This is a genomic window from Agrobacterium sp. GW821-FHT14E08 (genome assembly GCF_058803865.1).
This window is the reverse complement of record NZ_JBXAPJ010000005.1, coordinates 147,257-163,005: the sequence shown is the minus strand read 5'-3', so window position 1 is coordinate 163,005 and position 15,749 is coordinate 147,257. Positions and strand designations below refer to the sequence as shown.

Annotated in this window: 14 protein-coding genes; 10 read left to right on the top strand and 4 right to left on the bottom strand. The window is 59.0% G+C overall.

The window, feature by feature from the left end; translation table 11 throughout:
- Positions 1–100 precede the first annotated feature (100 nt).
- From AC1ROR_RS18905 to AC1ROR_RS18880, 6 genes are all read left to right on the top strand, one after another.
- Entirely contained in the window at positions 101–1,546 is a 1,446-nt protein-coding gene (locus tag AC1ROR_RS18905) for an FAD-binding oxidoreductase (protein ID WP_498590355.1), read from the top strand.
- A 117-nt stretch (positions 1,547–1,663) separates the two neighbouring features.
- Positions 1,664–2,380: a FadR/GntR family transcriptional regulator gene (locus AC1ROR_RS18900; protein WP_035221793.1), complete on the top strand. Its 717-nt coding sequence runs from the start codon at positions 1,664–1,666 to the stop codon at positions 2,378–2,380.
- Positions 2,381–2,586: 206 nt separating this feature from the next.
- Positions 2,587–3,747, top strand: coding sequence for a fumarylacetoacetate hydrolase family protein (locus AC1ROR_RS18895; protein ID WP_035221794.1), 1,161 nt, complete (start codon positions 2,587–2,589; stop codon positions 3,745–3,747).
- 21 nt (positions 3,748–3,768) lie between these two features.
- Positions 3,769–4,299, top strand: coding sequence for a TRAP transporter small permease (locus AC1ROR_RS18890; RefSeq protein WP_080836225.1), 531 nt, complete (start codon positions 3,769–3,771; stop codon positions 4,297–4,299).
- A gap of 4 nt (positions 4,300–4,303) precedes the next feature.
- On the top strand, positions 4,304–5,581 hold the full coding sequence (locus AC1ROR_RS18885; protein WP_035221797.1) for a TRAP transporter large permease: 1,278 nt from the start codon (positions 4,304–4,306) through the stop codon (positions 5,579–5,581).
- Between the two features lie 41 nt (positions 5,582–5,622).
- The gene (locus AC1ROR_RS18880) at positions 5,623–6,630 is read left to right on the top strand and encodes a TRAP transporter substrate-binding protein (RefSeq protein WP_080836231.1); all 1,008 of its coding nucleotides are present in this window, start codon (positions 5,623–5,625) and stop codon (positions 6,628–6,630) included.
- A 105-nt stretch (positions 6,631–6,735) separates the two neighbouring features.
- On the opposite strand, the gene acs is transcribed toward AC1ROR_RS18880, so the two are convergent.
- Positions 6,736–8,688, bottom strand: coding sequence for an acetate--CoA ligase (gene acs / locus AC1ROR_RS18875; RefSeq protein WP_498590354.1), 1,953 nt, complete (start codon positions 8,686–8,688; stop codon positions 6,736–6,738).
- 235 nt (positions 8,689–8,923) lie between these two features.
- Between acs and AC1ROR_RS18870 the strand changes: the two genes are divergently transcribed.
- On the top strand, positions 8,924–9,625 hold the full coding sequence (locus AC1ROR_RS18870; protein WP_035221801.1) for a DUF1013 domain-containing protein: 702 nt from the start codon (positions 8,924–8,926) through the stop codon (positions 9,623–9,625).
- 59 nt (positions 9,626–9,684) lie between these two features.
- Here the strand turns inward: AC1ROR_RS18870 and AC1ROR_RS18865 are convergent, their stop codons facing one another.
- The gene (locus AC1ROR_RS18865; protein WP_498590353.1) at positions 9,685–10,344 is read right to left on the bottom strand and encodes a YggS family pyridoxal phosphate-dependent enzyme; all 660 of its coding nucleotides are present in this window, start codon (positions 10,342–10,344) and stop codon (positions 9,685–9,687) included.
- 192 nt (positions 10,345–10,536) lie between these two features.
- On the opposite strand from AC1ROR_RS18865, the gene leuS reads away from it, so the two are divergent.
- Genes leuS through holA form a run of 3 tightly spaced genes read left to right on the top strand, consistent with a single transcriptional unit; the run spans position 10,537 to position 14,754 of the window.
- Complete coding sequence (gene leuS / locus AC1ROR_RS18860) at positions 10,537–13,167, top strand: leucine--tRNA ligase (RefSeq protein WP_498590352.1); 2,631 nt, start codon at positions 10,537–10,539, stop codon at positions 13,165–13,167.
- 46 nt (positions 13,168–13,213) lie between these two features.
- A complete protein-coding gene (locus AC1ROR_RS18855; RefSeq protein ID WP_142174393.1) occupies positions 13,214–13,705 on the top strand; it encodes an LPS assembly lipoprotein LptE in 492 nt (163 codons plus the stop codon).
- A gap of 11 nt (positions 13,706–13,716) precedes the next feature.
- Positions 13,717–14,754: a DNA polymerase III subunit delta gene (gene holA, locus AC1ROR_RS18850; protein ID WP_498590351.1), complete on the top strand. Its 1,038-nt coding sequence runs from the start codon at positions 13,717–13,719 to the stop codon at positions 14,752–14,754.
- 78 nt (positions 14,755–14,832) lie between these two features.
- Here the strand turns inward: holA and fdxA are convergent, their stop codons facing one another.
- Both fdxA and AC1ROR_RS18840 read right to left on the bottom strand, forming a co-directional pair.
- Positions 14,833–15,171: a ferredoxin FdxA gene (gene fdxA / locus AC1ROR_RS18845; RefSeq protein WP_035222116.1), complete on the bottom strand. Its 339-nt coding sequence runs from the start codon at positions 15,169–15,171 to the stop codon at positions 14,833–14,835.
- A gap of 158 nt (positions 15,172–15,329) precedes the next feature.
- Complete coding sequence (locus AC1ROR_RS18840; RefSeq protein WP_498590350.1) at positions 15,330–15,746, bottom strand: RNA-binding S4 domain-containing protein; 417 nt, start codon at positions 15,744–15,746, stop codon at positions 15,330–15,332.
- Between the last annotated feature and the right edge of the window lie 3 nt (positions 15,747–15,749).

The window sequence follows — 15,749 nt, the reverse complement described above, 5'->3', positions numbered from 1 at the left end:
TATGATCGGATTGAAAATAGTATTTTTTCACAAACGGGCAAAAGCAAGGGCGAAAGAGCCCTGTCCGGAAATTTAGGGCGGATTGGACGGAGAGGGTGGAATGACGATCGTGAGCGAAACCGATATCGAGGAATTGCGGTTCTCGTTGAAGAACAGGCTCGGCGAGGCTTTGCTGCTGACATCGCAGGAAGACATGCTGCGCTATTGCCGCGACTGGCACGGCGATGTCACCAGCTCGGCCGTGGCCGTTATCCGCCCCCGTTCGACCAAGGAAGTCTCCGACACTGTTCGCGCTTGCGCGGAACTCGGCCTTGCCATCATCCCCCAGGGCGGTAACACCGGACTGGTGCTCGGTGGCATTCCCGATGCCCCCAAGCATCAGGTCGTATTGAGCCTCGAGCGCATGAACGCCATCCGCACCATCGATAGCGACGATTTTTCCGCCGTCGTGGAAGCCGGTTGCATTCTCTCGGAATTCAAGGATGCGGTTCAGGACAAGGGCATGTTCTTCCCGCTGTCGCTCGGTGCACAGGGCAGCTGCCGCATCGGCGGCAACGTCTCCACCAATGCCGGCGGCATCAATGTCCTGCGCTACGGCATGACCCGCGAACTGGTGCTGGGTCTGGAAGTGGTCCTGCCTGATGGCACCATCTGGAACGGGCTGTCGACACTGCGCAAGGACAATCGCGGCATCGATCTGAAGCAGCTTTTCATCGGCGCGGAAGGAACGCTCGGCATCATAACCGCCGTTGCCGTCAAGCTTTACCCCAATCCCGAACATGTCGAGACGGCGTTGCTCGGCCTCAATTCGCTTGACGATGCCATCAAGCTTTACCGACGCGCCCGCCGCGAATGCTGCGATCTCATGTCCGCCTTCGAATTCATGCCGCCCGTCGCCTTCACGCTGGCGATCGAAGCCATACCCGACCTCAAGATGCCAATCGCCGGCGACTATCCCGCCTATGTGCTGATGGAAATTTCCGGTTCGGGTCTGGTGGACACGGCCGACCTGATGGGACGCTTCCTCGAGGGCGTGATGGAAGACGGCCTAGTGCTGGACGGCGTCATCGCCTCCTCGCGGGCGCAGGCACAATTGCTGTGGCTTTTCCGCGAAGGCATGAACGAAGGCCAGGCGCTGCGCGGCAGCCATATGCGCACCGATATTTCGGTGCCGCTGTCCAAACTCGCGGCCTTCGTGGCCGAAGCCGAGGCGGAACTGGCGGAAAAGCTGCCGGAGTGCCTCGCGGTTTCCTACGGCCATGTTGGAGACGGCAACGTCCACCTCAACGTGCTGCCGCCCAACGGTTCGACGCCGGGAGAGCGCGACGCCTTCATCTACAAGTCCAAGACACTCGTGAACGAGGTGCTCGACCGCTACGTCGGCAGCATCAGCGCCGAACACGGCATCGGCCGCCTGAAACGTTCCGATTTCGAAAGCCGGCTATCCGATGTGCAGCGCCGGATGATCACGGGCCTGAAAAACGCCTTCGACCCCGATTTGAGAATGAATCCAGGTTGCCAGATAAGCCTGCAACCGGATAGCTAATCAGGAAAAGGCAAAGGCGGCCAAGCTGCCGCCTTTGAAAAACCTGCTGGCAGCGGAGGAGGAAGCTGCTGCCACGGGGGAAAACGAACCAATCGTTTCTGTGGAACGGGAGCAACCATGACGCTGGAGTTCAATCAGATACATCGCAACGACCATCTTCCCGGCCGGATCGCCGCGGAGATCGCCCGCGAGATCAATGATTCGAAACTCGGGCCGGGCGACAGGTTGCCGACGGAACATGTTCTGGCGAAAACCTTCGGCGTCAGCCGCTCGGTCATCCGCGAGGCGATCGCGCAATTGCGCAATGAGGGTTTTGTCGAAACACGGCAGGGCGTGGGCGCATTCGTCACAGATCCCCGGCAGCGACTGTCCATCCGCATCGAGCGCTCCCGTCTCAACGACCCGGAAAATTTCCGCGATCTATTCCAGCTTCGCATGCCGCTGGAAATAGAGGCGGCGGGTCTGGCAGCACTGCACCGCACGCCACAACAATTGACGCGGCTCGCTGCGGCGCTGGAAAAGATGAAGACCGCCGACGACTGGGCGACAGAGGGCGTTGCAGCCGATCTCGACTTCCACCGCATTCTGGCGGAAGCGACGCAGAACGAATATTTCCTGATGTTCCTAGGCTTTATCGCGGAACGCATCAGCTCCGCCATCAACATCGCTTTCTCCCGTGCGGTTTTTGGTGAAATTCTCGAGGTGACGATCGCCGAACATGTCGCCATCTACGAAGCTGTCGAAAGCGCCGATGCGACTGCGGCCAAGAACGCCATGCGCAAGCACCTGATGGGCGCAGCAAGCCGGGTGAACCTCGAACTGGATATATTCTGAGGATAGAATAAAGGCCTCAACCGCAAAGCTATAGGACAGGTTTCACAGCTTTCCGGCAGTCCAGAGGCGAAACACGATAATTTTGTCCGCGACACCGCTAGACTCGTCAGAAAAGTCATACTAAGAAGAATGGGATTTGGTTGTCAGACATCCAGACAATAAGACCGCAGGAGGCGGATTGTCTGGAGACTGAAGGGGAGGACTACATGGCCGGTACAAGGTCCATCGACGCTGCCGCAATTTTGCCTGAAGATTTCGAGAACGCGCTGCTCGTCGGCCGCGTCTGGTCGAAAAGCGAAGGTGGCCCCTGCCCGGTTCTGCTCAAGGGCGGTGTCCTTTACGATCTCACCTCCGTCTCGCCCACCATGTCGGAACTGCTGGAAAAGACGGATCTGGTTGAGCGGCTTGCCGACACCGGCACTTTTGTCGCTCTCGGCGCACTGGAAGCCTTTCTGGACGGTTCCGCCGGCGAACTTCTTGCCCCCAACGACATTCAGGCAGTCAAGGCCGCAGGCGTCACCTTCGCCGACAGCATGCTGGAACGCGTGATCGAAGAGCAGGCCAAGGGTGACCCGCTTCGCGCACAGGAAATCCGCGGAAGGCTGGCGCCGGTTCTCGGCGACAATCTCAAGGGACTTGAAGCTGGCTCCGAAAAAGCGGCCGAAGTGAAGAAACTGCTCCAGGAAATGGGCCTCTGGTCGCAATATCTGGAAGTGGGCATTGGCCCGGATGCGGAAATTTTCTCCAAGGCGCAGGCCATGGCTTCCGTGGGCTGCGGCGCGCTGATCGGCGTTCACCCGAAATCGCAATGGAACAACCCGGAACCGGAAGTGGTGCTGGCCATCGCTTCCGATGGTCGCATCGTCGGCGCGACACTTGGCAACGATGTTAATCTGCGCGATTTCGAAGGCCGTTCCGCCCTGCTTCTCAGCAAGGCAAAGGACAATAACGCTTCCTGCGCGATTGGTCCTTTCATCCGCCTGTTTGACGGCAACTTCACCATCGAAGACGTGAAGAAGTCGCAGATATCACTTCTGGTCGAAGGCGAAGACGGCTTCACCATGACGGGCGTCAGCCCCATGGAAGCGATCAGCCGCACACCGGAAAACCTCGCTTCGCAGCTCTTGAACCGCAACCACCAATATCCTGACGGCGCCGTCTTTTTCCTTGGCACGATGTTCGCGCCGGTGAAGGATCGCCATGGCCCAGGCCTCGGCTTCACCCATTCAAAGGGTGACCGTGTCGAAATCTCCACGCCCAAGCTCGGTAAGCTGATCAACTGGGTCACCACGACCGACGAGTGCCCGGAATGGACATTCGGCACCGCGGCCCTGATGCGCAACCTGGCGAAACGAGGGCTGCTCTAGATATTTCTTCGGGAGGGGAAAATGCAAAAGACCATCAATCTCTTTTACCGGATTCTCGAAATCATTCTCGTCCTGCTGCTCGCCGGCATGTCGATCATGGTCTTCGTCAACGTCGTCATGCGTTATACGATGAATTCCGGCATCAACATCTCGGAAGAACTGTCGCGATATTTCTTCGTGTGGCTGACCTTCATCGGCGCCGTGCTTACCTTCCGCGAAAACAGCCATATGGGCATCGAAACGCTCGTGATGTTCCTGTCGCGCCGCGCCCGCGTCGTCTGCATGATCGTGTCGAACATCATCATTCTGGCCTGTTCCGCCATCTTCTTCTGGGGCACCTGGAAACAGTCCGGCATCAATGCCAGCATGCACGCTCCCGTCACCAAGCTGTCGATGATCTGGGTCTATGGCATCGGCATGTTCACCGGCGGCCTGATGTTCATCATCGCACTGGAGCGCCTGTACCGTTATTTGACGGGCCGCGTGACAGAAGACGAAATCGCCCAGTTCGCGGGCGAGAATCTGACGATCGAACAGCTTTCGGAGCGCTGATACCATGACACTTCTCGTTTTTGTCGGCTCTCTGCTGGGAGCCATGGCTATTGGCGTTCCCGTCGCTTTCTCGCTGATGTTCTGCGGCGTCGTGCTCATGTGGTACATGGGCATGTTCAACACCGCGATCATCGCCCAGAACATGATCTCGGGCGCAGACACCTTCACGCTGCTTGCCATCCCCTTCTTCATCTTGGCCGGCGAACTGATGAATTCCGGCGGCCTTTCCCGCCGCATCATCGACTTTGCGATCGCGCTTGTCGGTCACATCCGTGGTGGTCTCGGCATCGTGGCCATCGTGGCGGCCATCATCATGGCCAGCATCTCCGGCTCGGCCGCAGCCGATACCGCAGCCCTTGCCGCAATCCTTATCCCGATGATGGCGAAGGCCGGTTACAACATTCCGCGCTCCGGTGGCCTCATCGCCGCAGGCGGTATCATCGCCCCGGTCATTCCGCCGTCCATGGCCTTCATCGTTTTCGGTGTTGCCGCCAACGTCTCGATCACCCAGCTTTTCCTTGCGGGTATCGTTCCCGGCATTCTCATGGGCATTTCGCTGATCGTCGCCTGGCTGATCGTGGTCCGAAAGGATAACGTCCAGCCGCTGCCGAAGACCTCCGCCAAGGAACGTCTGACCGCCACGGCTCGCGCCGGCTGGGCGCTCGGCATGCCTGTCATCATTCTCGGCGGCATCAAAGCAGGCATCATGACGCCGACGGAAGCTGCCGTCGTTGCGGCTGTCTACGCGCTTTTCGTCGGTATGGTGATCTATCGCGAACTGAAGCCGGCGGATCTGTTCCACGTGCTTCTGCGCGCCGCCAAGAGCACGTCCATCATCATGTTCCTGGTTTGCGCGGCACTCGTCTCCGCATGGCTTATCACGGCAGCGAACATTCCGAACGAAGTCGCAGGCTATATCGAGCCGCTGATCGACCGCCCGATGCTTCTGATGGCCGCAATGATGGTACTGGTCTTCATTGTCGGAACGGCACTCGACCTGACGCCGACCATCCTGATCCTGACGCCTGTTCTGATGCCTATCGTCAAACAGGCGGGCATTGATCCGGTCTATTTCGGTGTTCTCTTCATCATCAACAACGCCATCGGCCTGATTACGCCTCCGGTTGGCGTCGTGCTGAACGTCGTCAGCGGTGTCGGCCGCATTCCGCTTGGCAAGGTCACGATCGGCGTCTGGCCGTTCCTCGTCGCCGAAACCATCGTCCTGGCGCTGCTAGTGATTTTCCCGGACATCGTCCTCGTACCGCTGCAGTATCTCCGTTAATCCGCAACCTGTTTCTCGAACACAATCCAAGGGAGGATATTATGAGAAAGCTTCTTCTGACCACCACGGCCATCGCTTTCGCCGTTGGCGCCGCAGCTCCGGCAATGGCCGAATTCAACAGCCGTAACATCCGTGTTTCGAACGGCATCAACCAGGATCACCCCGTCGGCAACGGCATCAAGGCCATGCAGGCCTGCCTCGACGACAAGTCCGGCGGCAAGCTGAAGCTGACGGCATTCTGGGGCGGCGCTCTCGGCGGTGACCTTCAGGCAACGCAGGCCCTGCGCTCCGGCGTTCAGGAAGCCGTTGTGACATCGTCCTCGCCGCTCGTCGGCCTCATCCCGTCGCTCGGCGTCTTCGACCTGCCGTTCCTCTTTGCCAACGACAAGGAAGCCGATGCCGTCATGGACGGCGCCTTCGGCGACATGATGAACAAGAAGCTGGAAGAGCAGGGTCTCGTGAACCTCGCTTACTGGGAAAACGGCTTCCGCAATCTCTCGAACTCCAAGCATGCCGTTACGAAGTGGGAAGACTTCTCCGGCCTCAAGGTTCGCGTGATGCAGAACAACATCTTCCTCGACACCTTCCAGAACCTCGGCGCCAACGCAACGCCGATGGCTTTCGGCGAAGTCTTCTCCGCGCTTGAAACCAACGCGATCGACGCACAGGAAAACCCCTATGTAACGATCGACACCTCCAAGTTCTACGAGGTGCAGAAGTACATCACCGAGACGAACCACGCTTACACGCCGTTCCTCTTCCTCTTCTCCAAGCCGATCTTCGACAGCTACACGCCCGAAGAACAGACGGCCCTGCGTGAATGCGCAGTCGTCGGCCGCGACGAAGAGCGCAAGGTCATCCGCGACCTGAACCAGAAGTCGCTGGAAAAGATCAAGGCTGCAGGTCTCGAAGTGAACGCGTTGTCTGCGGAAGAGCAGACCCGCATTCGCGAAAAGTCGATGGTCGTCTACGAAAAGCACAAGGCTGAAATCGGTGCCGACGTCGTTGACGCCGTTCTGGCGGACCTGAAGAAGATCCGCGGCCAGTAAGCCCATCAGGTTGAAACGAAAAACACCCGGAGGTTCCGCCTCCGGGTGTTTTTGTTTGTAAAAATAGCCGACAGAAAAGGCTGCCGAAGCAGCCTTTTCAAAAGATCACGCCGTGCGGTTCTGCCGGTTGGCGATCAAATCTTCGACAACCGCCGGATCGGCGAGCGTCGATGTATCCCCCAGCGCACTGAAATCGTCCTCGGCGATTTTCCGCAGGATACGCCGCATGATCTTGCCCGAGCGGGTCTTCGGCAGGCCCGGCGCGAACTGGATCTTGTCAGGCGTCGCAACGGGTCCGATCTCGTTGCGGACGTGCTTTATCAGCTCCTCCCGCAGCGCATAATCGCCATTCTGACCCGCCATCAGCGTGACATAACAATAAATGCCCTGCCCCTTGATGGGATGCGGATAACCGACCACAGCCGCTTCCGAGACCTGATGATGCGACACCAGCGCGGACTCCACCTCGGCCGTGCCGAGGCGATGGCCGGAGACGTTCAGGACATCATCGACGCGGCCGGTGATCCAGTAATAACCGTCCTCATCGCGCCGGCAGCCGTCACCGGTGAAGTACTTGCCCTTATAGGTCGAGAAATAGGTATCGATGAAGCGCTGGTGATCGCCATAGACGGATCGCGACTGGCCCGGCCAGCTGTCGATGATGCAGAGATTGCCATCGGCCGGCCCCTCCAGCACCTTGCCTTCGGCATCGACCAGCTGCGGCTGGACGCCAAAGAACGGCCTTGTCGCCGAACCCGGCTTCAGGTCGGTCGCGCCCGGTAGCGGCGAGATGAGAATACCGCCGGTTTCCGTCTGCCACCAGGTGTCGACGATGGGGCTCTTGTCCTCACCGACCACATGGTAATACCACTCCCAGGCTTCCGGATTGATCGGCTCCCCAACCGTGCCGAGAAGCCTGATGCTGGAGCGCGAGGAGCGCTGGACGAACTGGTCGCCGGCCCCCATCAGCGATCTGAGCGCCGTCGGTGCGGTATAGAAGATATTGACCTTGTGCTTGTCAATGACTTCCCAGAAACGACCCTGGTCCGGGAAGTTGGGAACGCCCTCGAACATCAGCGTCGTCGCGCAGTTCGCAAGCGGCCCGTAGACGATGTAGGAATGGCCCGTGACCCAGCCGACATCGGCGGTACACCAATAGACCTCGCCGTCCTTGTAGTCGAAGACATATTCATGCGTCATCGACGTATAAACGAGATAGCCGCCCGTGGTGTGCAGCACGCCCTTCGGCTTGCCGGTGGAGCCTGACGTGTAAAGAATGAAAAGCGGATCTTCCGCCCGCATCTTCACCGGCGGGCAATCCGGTTTCACGGTAGCGATTTCCTGATGGTACCAGATGTCACGGCCCGGCGCCCAGCCGGTCTTGCCGCCGGTGCGGCGCACGACCAGAACCTTGTTGACGATGACATATTGCTTGGCGGCAATATCGATCGCCTTGTCGGTGTTTTCCTTGAGCGGGATCGGTTTACCACCGCGTACGCCCTCATCGCAGGTGATGACGAAAGTGGACTGGCAGTCGACGATACGGCCCGCCAGCGCTTCCGGTGAGAACCCGCCGAACACGACGGAGTGAATGGCGCCGATACGAGCGCAGGCGAGCATGGCATAGGCCGCCTCGGGTATCATCGGCATGTAGATGGTGACGCGGTCGCCCTTCTTCACGCCGTGCTTCTTCAGCACGTTCGCCAGGCGGCAGACATAGTCGTAGAGCTGGTTATAGGTGATCTTCTTGTCGATATAGGGATTGTCGCCTTCCCAGATGATCGCCGTGCGCTCACCATGGGTCTTCAGATGCCGGTCGATACAGTTATAGGAGACGTTGGTCAGGCCGTCCTCGAACCACTTGATCGGCACCCTTCCCTTGAAGGAGGTGTTCTTGACCTTGGTATAGGGTTTGAACCAGTCGATCCGCCGGCCGTGCTTGTCCCAGAACTTCTCGGGATCCTCGACGCTCTCCTGATACCATTTCTGGTAACGCTCATTGTCGATGAGCGTGCGGGCTTTCGCCGATTTGAGCACCGGATAAATCTTGGCAGACATAAACTCCTCCTGAAACCATAAATGTCTTGTTCTAAACGGGCGCCTTGAGACTCCCACCTCAGGCATGTGGTGAATTCATAGCAGGTCGATCACGCACGGCAATTAGACAAAGGCATTTGTTTTGCAAAGAATTGCAATTATGATGCAATCCGGTTATAGAGCGCCAATATCCCGGAAATTAGTGGTTGATACCACGCCCGCGACACCGGCGCGGACGGACAGAAGGACTGTATCTATGGCTCAACAATTGCTCATGCCAAAGGCTACGGCTGTATGGCTGGTTGACAACACCGCGCTGTCGTTCGATCAGATCGCCACGTTCTGCAAACTGCATCCGCTTGAAGTCAAGGCGATTGCCGACGGTGAAGCCGCGCAGGGCATCAAGGGCCTCGACCCCATCGCGACCGGACAGCTTTCCCGCGACGAGATCGCCCGCGCTGAAGGCAATCCGAACCACAAGCTCAAGCTCTCCGAGCCGAAGGTCCGCGTGCCGGAATCCAAGCGCCGCGGCCCGCGCTACACGCCGGTTTCCAAGCGTCAGGATCGTCCGAACGCCATTCTCTGGCTGGTTCGCAACCATCCGGAACTGAAGGATGCACAGATTTCGCGCCTCGTCGGCACGACCAAATCCACCATTGAGCAGATCCGCGACCGTACCCACTGGAATTCGGCCAACCTGACGCCGATGGACCCGGTAACGCTCGGCCTCTGCAGCCAGATCGATCTCGACCTCGAAGTTGAACGCGCCTCTCGCGGCCGTCCGCTGCCGACCGCCGAAGAACTTGGCAACACGCTGCAGCCGGCAACGGCAACGGAAGGTCTGGACTACAGCTTCCAGCGCGAAGAAGAAGAACAGATCGATGCAGACGCGGTCTTCAAGAAGCTCTCTTCGCTGAAGTCGACACCGAAGGACGAAGACGAGGACGATCACTACTGATCGAAAGTCTCGCGCTGTTTGAAAACCCGGCCGAAACGCCGGGTTTTTTGTTTTATGATTTATCGAGCGCCGAAGATCGCCGAGCCGACGCGCACGCTCGTTGCGCCGAATTCGACTGCGGTTTCGAAATCGCCCGACATGCCCATGGAAAGCTTCTCGAGGCCGCATTGTTTTGCAAGCTTCGCCAGAAGCGCAAAATGCGGACCGGGATTTTCCTCCGCCGGCGGAATGCACATCAGCCCCTCGACCGGCAATTTCAGCTCATCCCGGCAAAAAGCAACAAAGGTAGCCGTCTCGCGCGGATCGATGCCGGCCTTCTGCGGCTCAAGCCCGGTATTGACCTGCACATAGAAACGAAGGCTGCGGCCCTGCTTGACGCATTCTTCGGAAAGCGCGCGGGCGATCTTTTCCCGGTCGATGCTCTGCACGACATCAAATAATGCAACGGCATCCGCCGCCTTGTTGGATTGCAGCGGGCCGATCAGATGCAGCTCGATGTCAGGTGTCTTTTCTTTCAGGGCAGGCCATTTGCCCTGCGCTTCCTGTACGCGGTTCTCGCCGAACACGCGCTGGCCACCATTGATGACCGGCTGGATCGCCTCCGCGTCGAATGTCTTCGAGACGGCGACCAGTGCCACCGCCTCTGCCTTGCGGCCGGATTTCTCCGCAGCTTCCGCGATCCGCTGCCTGACATCCTCAAGACGTGCTTCGATTTCCATCACAGAACCTTTATTTGAACCATTCGCAAGCTAACTAGACGCCGATTGCCTTGATGCCAAGCGGGTTTAGCACCATTTGAGGCACGCTGGCCAAGATTGAACGCCCGGACGCCCCGCCAAACTTGACGCCCCGGTCGTTTCATGGTGAAGGTCAGCGCAAATTTTTCCCCTCGATACCCGGAATTCAGAACAATGGCCATCGAACGTTACAATCCTCGCGACGCCGAGCCGCGCTGGCAGCAGAAATGGAACGAAGACAAGGTTTTCGTGACCGACAACAGCGATCCGCGCGAGAAGTATTACGTTCTAGAGATGTTTCCCTACCCATCGGGACGCATTCACATGGGCCACGTCCGCAACTACGCCATGGGCGATGTCGTTGCCCGCTACAAGCGCGCACGCGGCTTCAACGTTCTGCACCCGATGGGCTGGGACGCCTTCGGCATGCCTGCGGAAAATGCGGCCATGCAGAACAAGGTTCACCCGAAGGACTGGACCTACCAGAACATCGCCACCATGCGCGGCCAGCTGAAGTCCATGGGCCTGTCGCTGGACTGGACCCGCGAATTCGCGACCTGCGACGTGGAATATTACCATCGCCAGCAGGCGCTGTTCGTCGATTTCATGGAAAAGGGTCTGGTTTACCGCAAGCAGTCCAAGGTCAACTGGGATCCGGTCGACCATACGGTTCTCGCCAACGAGCAGGTGATCGACGGCCGCGGCTGGCGCTCCGGCGCACTGGTCGAGCAGCGCGAACTGACGCAATGGTTCTTCCGCATCACCGATTTCAGCCAGGACCTGCTGGACGAGCTGGACACGCTCGACCAGTGGCCGGAAAAAGTGCGCCTGATGCAGAAGAACTGGATCGGCCGCTCCGAAGGCCTGTCGCTGCGCTGGCAGACCGTTGCATCCACCGCACCGGAAGGTTTTTCCGACATCACCGTCTATACGACGCGTCCGGATACCCTGTTCGGCGCATCCTTCCTGGCGATCGCCGCCGATCATCCGCTGGCGAGAGAATTGTCGGCGAACAACCCTGATATCGCCGAGTTCTGCGACGAATGCCGCCGCCATGGCACCTCCCTGGCCGCGCTGGAAACGGCAGAAAAGAAGGGCATCGATACCGGCGTCAAGGTCATACACCCGCTCGATCCGACCTGGGAACTGCCCGTCTACGTCGCTAATTTTGTGTTGATGGATTACGGCACCGGCGCAATCTTCGGCTGCCCTTCGGGTGACCAGCGGGATCTGGACTTCGCCCGCAAATACGGCCTGCCGGTCGTGGCCGTCGTCGCACCTGAAGGTCCCGATGCCGCAAGCTTCACCGTTGAAGACACCGCCTTCACCGATGATGGCGTGATGATCAATTCCGGCTTCCTGAACGGCATGAAGACGACCGATGCCTTTGAGGCAGTCGTACAGAAGCTCTCTGCCGAGATGCTGGGCAATGCGCCGCAGGCTGAGCGCAAGGTCAATTTCCGCCTGCGCGACTGGGGTATTTCCCGCCAGCGCTACTGGGGTTGCCCTATCCCGGTCATCCATTGCGAAGTCTGCGGTGTGGTGCCGGTTCCGAAAAAGGACCTGCCGGTCAAGCTGCCCGACGATGTGACTTTCGACGTGCCCGGCAACCCGCTGGACCGGCACCCGACATGGCGTCATGTCGCCTGCCCGCAATGTGGCCATGATGCGCGGCGCGAAACCGACACGATGGACACCTTTGTCGATTCCAGCTGGTATTACACCCGCTTCACCGCACCGTGGGAAGACCAGCCGACCGATCCCAAGGTCGCCAATCACTGGTTGCCGGTTGATCAGTATATTGGCGGCATCGAGCACGCCATTCTGCACCTGCTCTATTCGCGCTTCTTCACCCGCGCCATGCGCGAGACCGGTCATGTCGGCGTCAAGGAACCCTTCAAGGGCCTGTTCACGCAGGGCATGGTGGTGCACGAGACCTATAGCCACGGCGAGGGCACAGGTCGCGAGTGGATAGCACCCGCCGACCTGCGTATCGAAGAGGCGGACGGCGCACGCCGGGCATTCCTCCTGTCCTCCGGCGCGGAAGTGAAGATCGGCTCGATCGAGAAGATGTCGAAGTCGAAGAAGAACGTTGTCGACCCTGACGATATCATCGCGTCCTACGGGGCGGATACCGCACGCTTCTTCGTCCTGTCGGACTCTCCGCCGGATCGCGACGTCATCTGGTCGGAAGCTGGCGTGGAGGGTGCAAACCGTTTCGTCCAGCGCGTCTGGCGCATCATCGGCGAAGTCGCCGGGGAACTGAAGAGCGTCAAGCCGAAGCCTGCGACCGAAGGCGAAGGCCTGGCAGCCTCCAAGGCCGCCCACAAGACGCTGAAGGCTGTCCAGGAAGATCTGGACAAGCTCGCCTTCAACAAGGCGATTGCCCGCATTTACGAGCTGGTCAACGCCTTGGCAGGACCACTTGCCGATGTCGCCGCCGGCGGTAAGCCTGAAGACGTGAAGGCTGCGGCACGCGACGCCGTCGAAATCCTCATCCGCATCATCGCCCCCATGACACCGCATCTGGCGGAAGAATGCTGGTCGGCACTGGGCAACACAGGTCTCGTCGCCCAGACGCCGTGGCCAGCTTTCGTCGCCTCGCTGGTCGAGGAAAACGATGTGGTCATGCCCGTCCAGGTCAACGGCAAGAAGCGCGGCGAATTGACAATCGCGCGCGATGCGGATCAAGATGCGGTCCGCACGGCCGCCCTTGCGCTGGATGCCGTCAAATCCATTCTTGCCGGTGGCGAGCCCAAGAAAGTCATCGTGGTTCCGCAGAGGATTGTGAACATTGTTGTCTGACGTTTTTTCGAGATGGAGCCGCGTCGCGGCAGCAATTTCCGTCGTGATGATGGCTGGTCTTCTGGCGGGTTGCCAGGTGCGCCCGCTATATGGCGAAGCTTCCGGAACCAAGGAGAGACTGGCGGCCGTCAGCGTTTCCCATGCCGGAGATCGCATAACCCAGGAAGTGCGTAATCAGTTGATCTTCCTGATGTCCGGCGGCGCGGGCGAACCTGCTACGGCTCAGTACAACCTCAAGATTTCGGTTGGATCGAGCGCTACCTCGACGGAAGTCGAGAATTATGACCTGACTACACGCACGAACAACAACTATGATGGCCCTTATCCCGGCCGCGTGGTGATGAACGGACAATATGTCCTGACCCGCATCTCCGACGGTCAGATCCTGCGCTCCGCACGCCGCAGCGTAACGGCACAGGTCGATCTGCCGCAACAGGAATTCGCCAAGATCAGGGCGATCCGCGACGCTGAAAACCGGGCGGCTCGCGAACTGGCTGAAATCATCCGTACCGATATCGCCGCCACTCTCGGCCGCTGAGAGCCGGGGCCGTGGCAGAGATAAAATCGCATGAATTTGAGCGCTTCGCCGAAAACCCGGCGGAGCGCTTTCGCATTTTCGTACTTTACGGTCCGGATCGGGGCCTCGTGTCGGAGCGTGCGAGCATCATCGCGAAGAAAACCGGCATCGATCCCGACGACGCTTTTGCGTCGCTGAAGCTGACCGCATCCGATCTGCAGGGCGACCCGGGCCGTCTGCTCGACGAGGTGAATGCCATCGGCCTTTTCGGCGGTGAAAAACTTGTCTGGGTCAAAGGTGCTTCGGCCGAAAAGGCGCTGGTGGATGCCCTCCAGCTATTGGCCGAAACGCCGCCGGAAGCGAGCTTCCTGATCATCGAAGCCGGCGATATCAAAAAGGGCACGGGGCTGCGCAAGATAGCGGAACCCGCACGTTCCATCGCCGCGATCCCCTGTTATGCCGACGATGCCCGCTCGTTGAACGCACTGATCGATCAGGAGCTGTCGGCCGACAATCTGCGCATCGCGCCGGCCGCGCGGCAGAGACTGATCGAATCGCTCGGCGGCGACCGCATTGCCTCGCGCAACGAAATCCGCAAGCTTGCGCTTTATTGTCGTGGCGCGGAGGTGATCGAGGAAGACGACGTTCTGGCGATCATCGGCGATGCAAGCACGGTTTCCGCTGACGATGCCGTCGATGCCATCCTGAAAGGCGATAGAAACGCCTTTTTCCATGCGACCCAGAAGATCGTCTCCTCAAAGACGCCGATTTTCCTGGTGCTTCAGGGATGCCTCAAGCAATTCCAGCTGCTTGATCAGATGCGGGCCGAAATGGACGAGAAAAAGCAGCAGGCCGGACAGGTCATGCAGACGCTTGGACGCCACATCCACTTCCGCAGAAAGCCGATCATCGAAAGAGCGCTACGCACCTGGCAGCCTGCGGCGATCGCCCGCGAGATGAACCGTCTGCAGGCGGCCATATTGCAAAGCCGCCAGCGGCAAAGCCTGGAAGAAAGCGTGGCCCTTCTGACCCTGCTTTCGACCACGCTGCAATCCGGCCGAGGCGGCTGAATTCCAGCAAAAAGCCCTCGCGCTTACGCTGCGAGGGCTCTTAAAATCATAATACGTAGACAACAGGTCGTCGAAAACTCAGTCGCCCTGACCAGGTTCAGCGGAAAAATAAAGGTCCAGCTTACCCTCGACGCCGTCCATTTCCTTGGCTTCGGGCATCGGATCACGCTTTATCGTGATGTTCGGCCAGATCGCTGCATATTCCGCATTCAGCTTCAGCCACTTGTCGAGACCCGGCTCCGTATCGGGCTTGATCGCCTCGGCGGGACATTCCGGTTCGCACACACCGCAATCGATGCATTCATCAGGATTGATCGCGAGGAAATTTTCACCCTCATAAAAGCAGTCGACGGGGCAGACTTCAACGCAATCGGTATATTTGCAGCGAATGCAATTGTCGGTCACGACATATGTCATGATGAACTCCAGAATATGCAGGCCGGGTCTTTGGGCTTCGGAACACAAGCCGTCGCCCGGAATTCAGACAGGGCAATTTCGCAAGTGACGTAATGCCTTTGCCTTCAGATAGCAAGGATAAACAATTCTGAAAAACCGGCTCGACTTGGAGGTTTATTCTAATCTGTATTTCCGTCACTGTCTGACAGAAACTTGTCGAGCGCTCTGCGCTCTTTTTTGGTCGGACGGCCGCTGCCCGGCTCTCGCATCGCCTGCTCCAGGGGGCTCAGCCTGTCGGAAGGCGCCCGTGGCGGCGTCAGATCGTCATAGAGAAGCCTGGCCTCCTCATAGGGCCCACGCCGCTCGCCGCCGGACTTGACGACGAGTACCTTGTCCATGCGCTCGAAACCGATATCGAGCCTGTCACCCGCCTTCACCGCATGGCTTGGCTGACGGACAGTGACACCATTGACCTTAACCTGGCCAGACTGGATATAACCTTGGGCAAGGGAGCGGGATTTAGCCATGCGGGCAAAGAACAACCACTTGTCCAGACGCTGACGCGTACTCTCCAGTGGCTGTTCTTTGCTCCCCATAGG

Excerpts from the sequence above, each read along its gene's own strand:
- AC1ROR_RS18905 (WP_498590355.1), top strand. The coding sequence starts at position 101 with ATGACGATCGTGAGCGAAACCGATATCGAGGAATTGCGGTTCTCGTTG.
- AC1ROR_RS18900 (WP_035221793.1), top strand. The coding sequence starts at position 1,664 with ATGACGCTGGAGTTCAATCAGATACATCGCAACGACCATCTTCCCGGC.
- AC1ROR_RS18895 (WP_035221794.1), top strand. The coding sequence starts at position 2,587 with ATGGCCGGTACAAGGTCCATCGACGCTGCCGCAATTTTGCCTGAAGAT.
- AC1ROR_RS18890 (WP_080836225.1), top strand. The coding sequence starts at position 3,769 with ATGCAAAAGACCATCAATCTCTTTTACCGGATTCTCGAAATCATTCTC.
- AC1ROR_RS18885 (WP_035221797.1), top strand. The coding sequence starts at position 4,304 with ATGACACTTCTCGTTTTTGTCGGCTCTCTGCTGGGAGCCATGGCTATT.
- AC1ROR_RS18880 (WP_080836231.1), top strand. The coding sequence starts at position 5,623 with ATGAGAAAGCTTCTTCTGACCACCACGGCCATCGCTTTCGCCGTTGGC.
- acs (WP_498590354.1), bottom strand. The coding sequence starts at position 8,688 with ATGTCTGCCAAGATTTATCCGGTGCTCAAATCGGCGAAAGCCCGCACG.
- AC1ROR_RS18870 (WP_035221801.1), top strand. The coding sequence starts at position 8,924 with ATGGCTCAACAATTGCTCATGCCAAAGGCTACGGCTGTATGGCTGGTT.
- AC1ROR_RS18865 (WP_498590353.1), bottom strand. The coding sequence starts at position 10,344 with ATGGAAATCGAAGCACGTCTTGAGGATGTCAGGCAGCGGATCGCGGAA.
- leuS (WP_498590352.1), top strand. The coding sequence starts at position 10,537 with ATGGCCATCGAACGTTACAATCCTCGCGACGCCGAGCCGCGCTGGCAG.
- AC1ROR_RS18855 (WP_142174393.1), top strand. The coding sequence starts at position 13,214 with ATGATGGCTGGTCTTCTGGCGGGTTGCCAGGTGCGCCCGCTATATGGC.
- fdxA (WP_035222116.1), bottom strand. The coding sequence starts at position 15,171 with ATGACATATGTCGTGACCGACAATTGCATTCGCTGCAAATATACCGAT.
- AC1ROR_RS18840 (WP_498590350.1), bottom strand. The coding sequence starts at position 15,746 with ATGGGGAGCAAAGAACAGCCACTGGAGAGTACGCGTCAGCGTCTGGAC.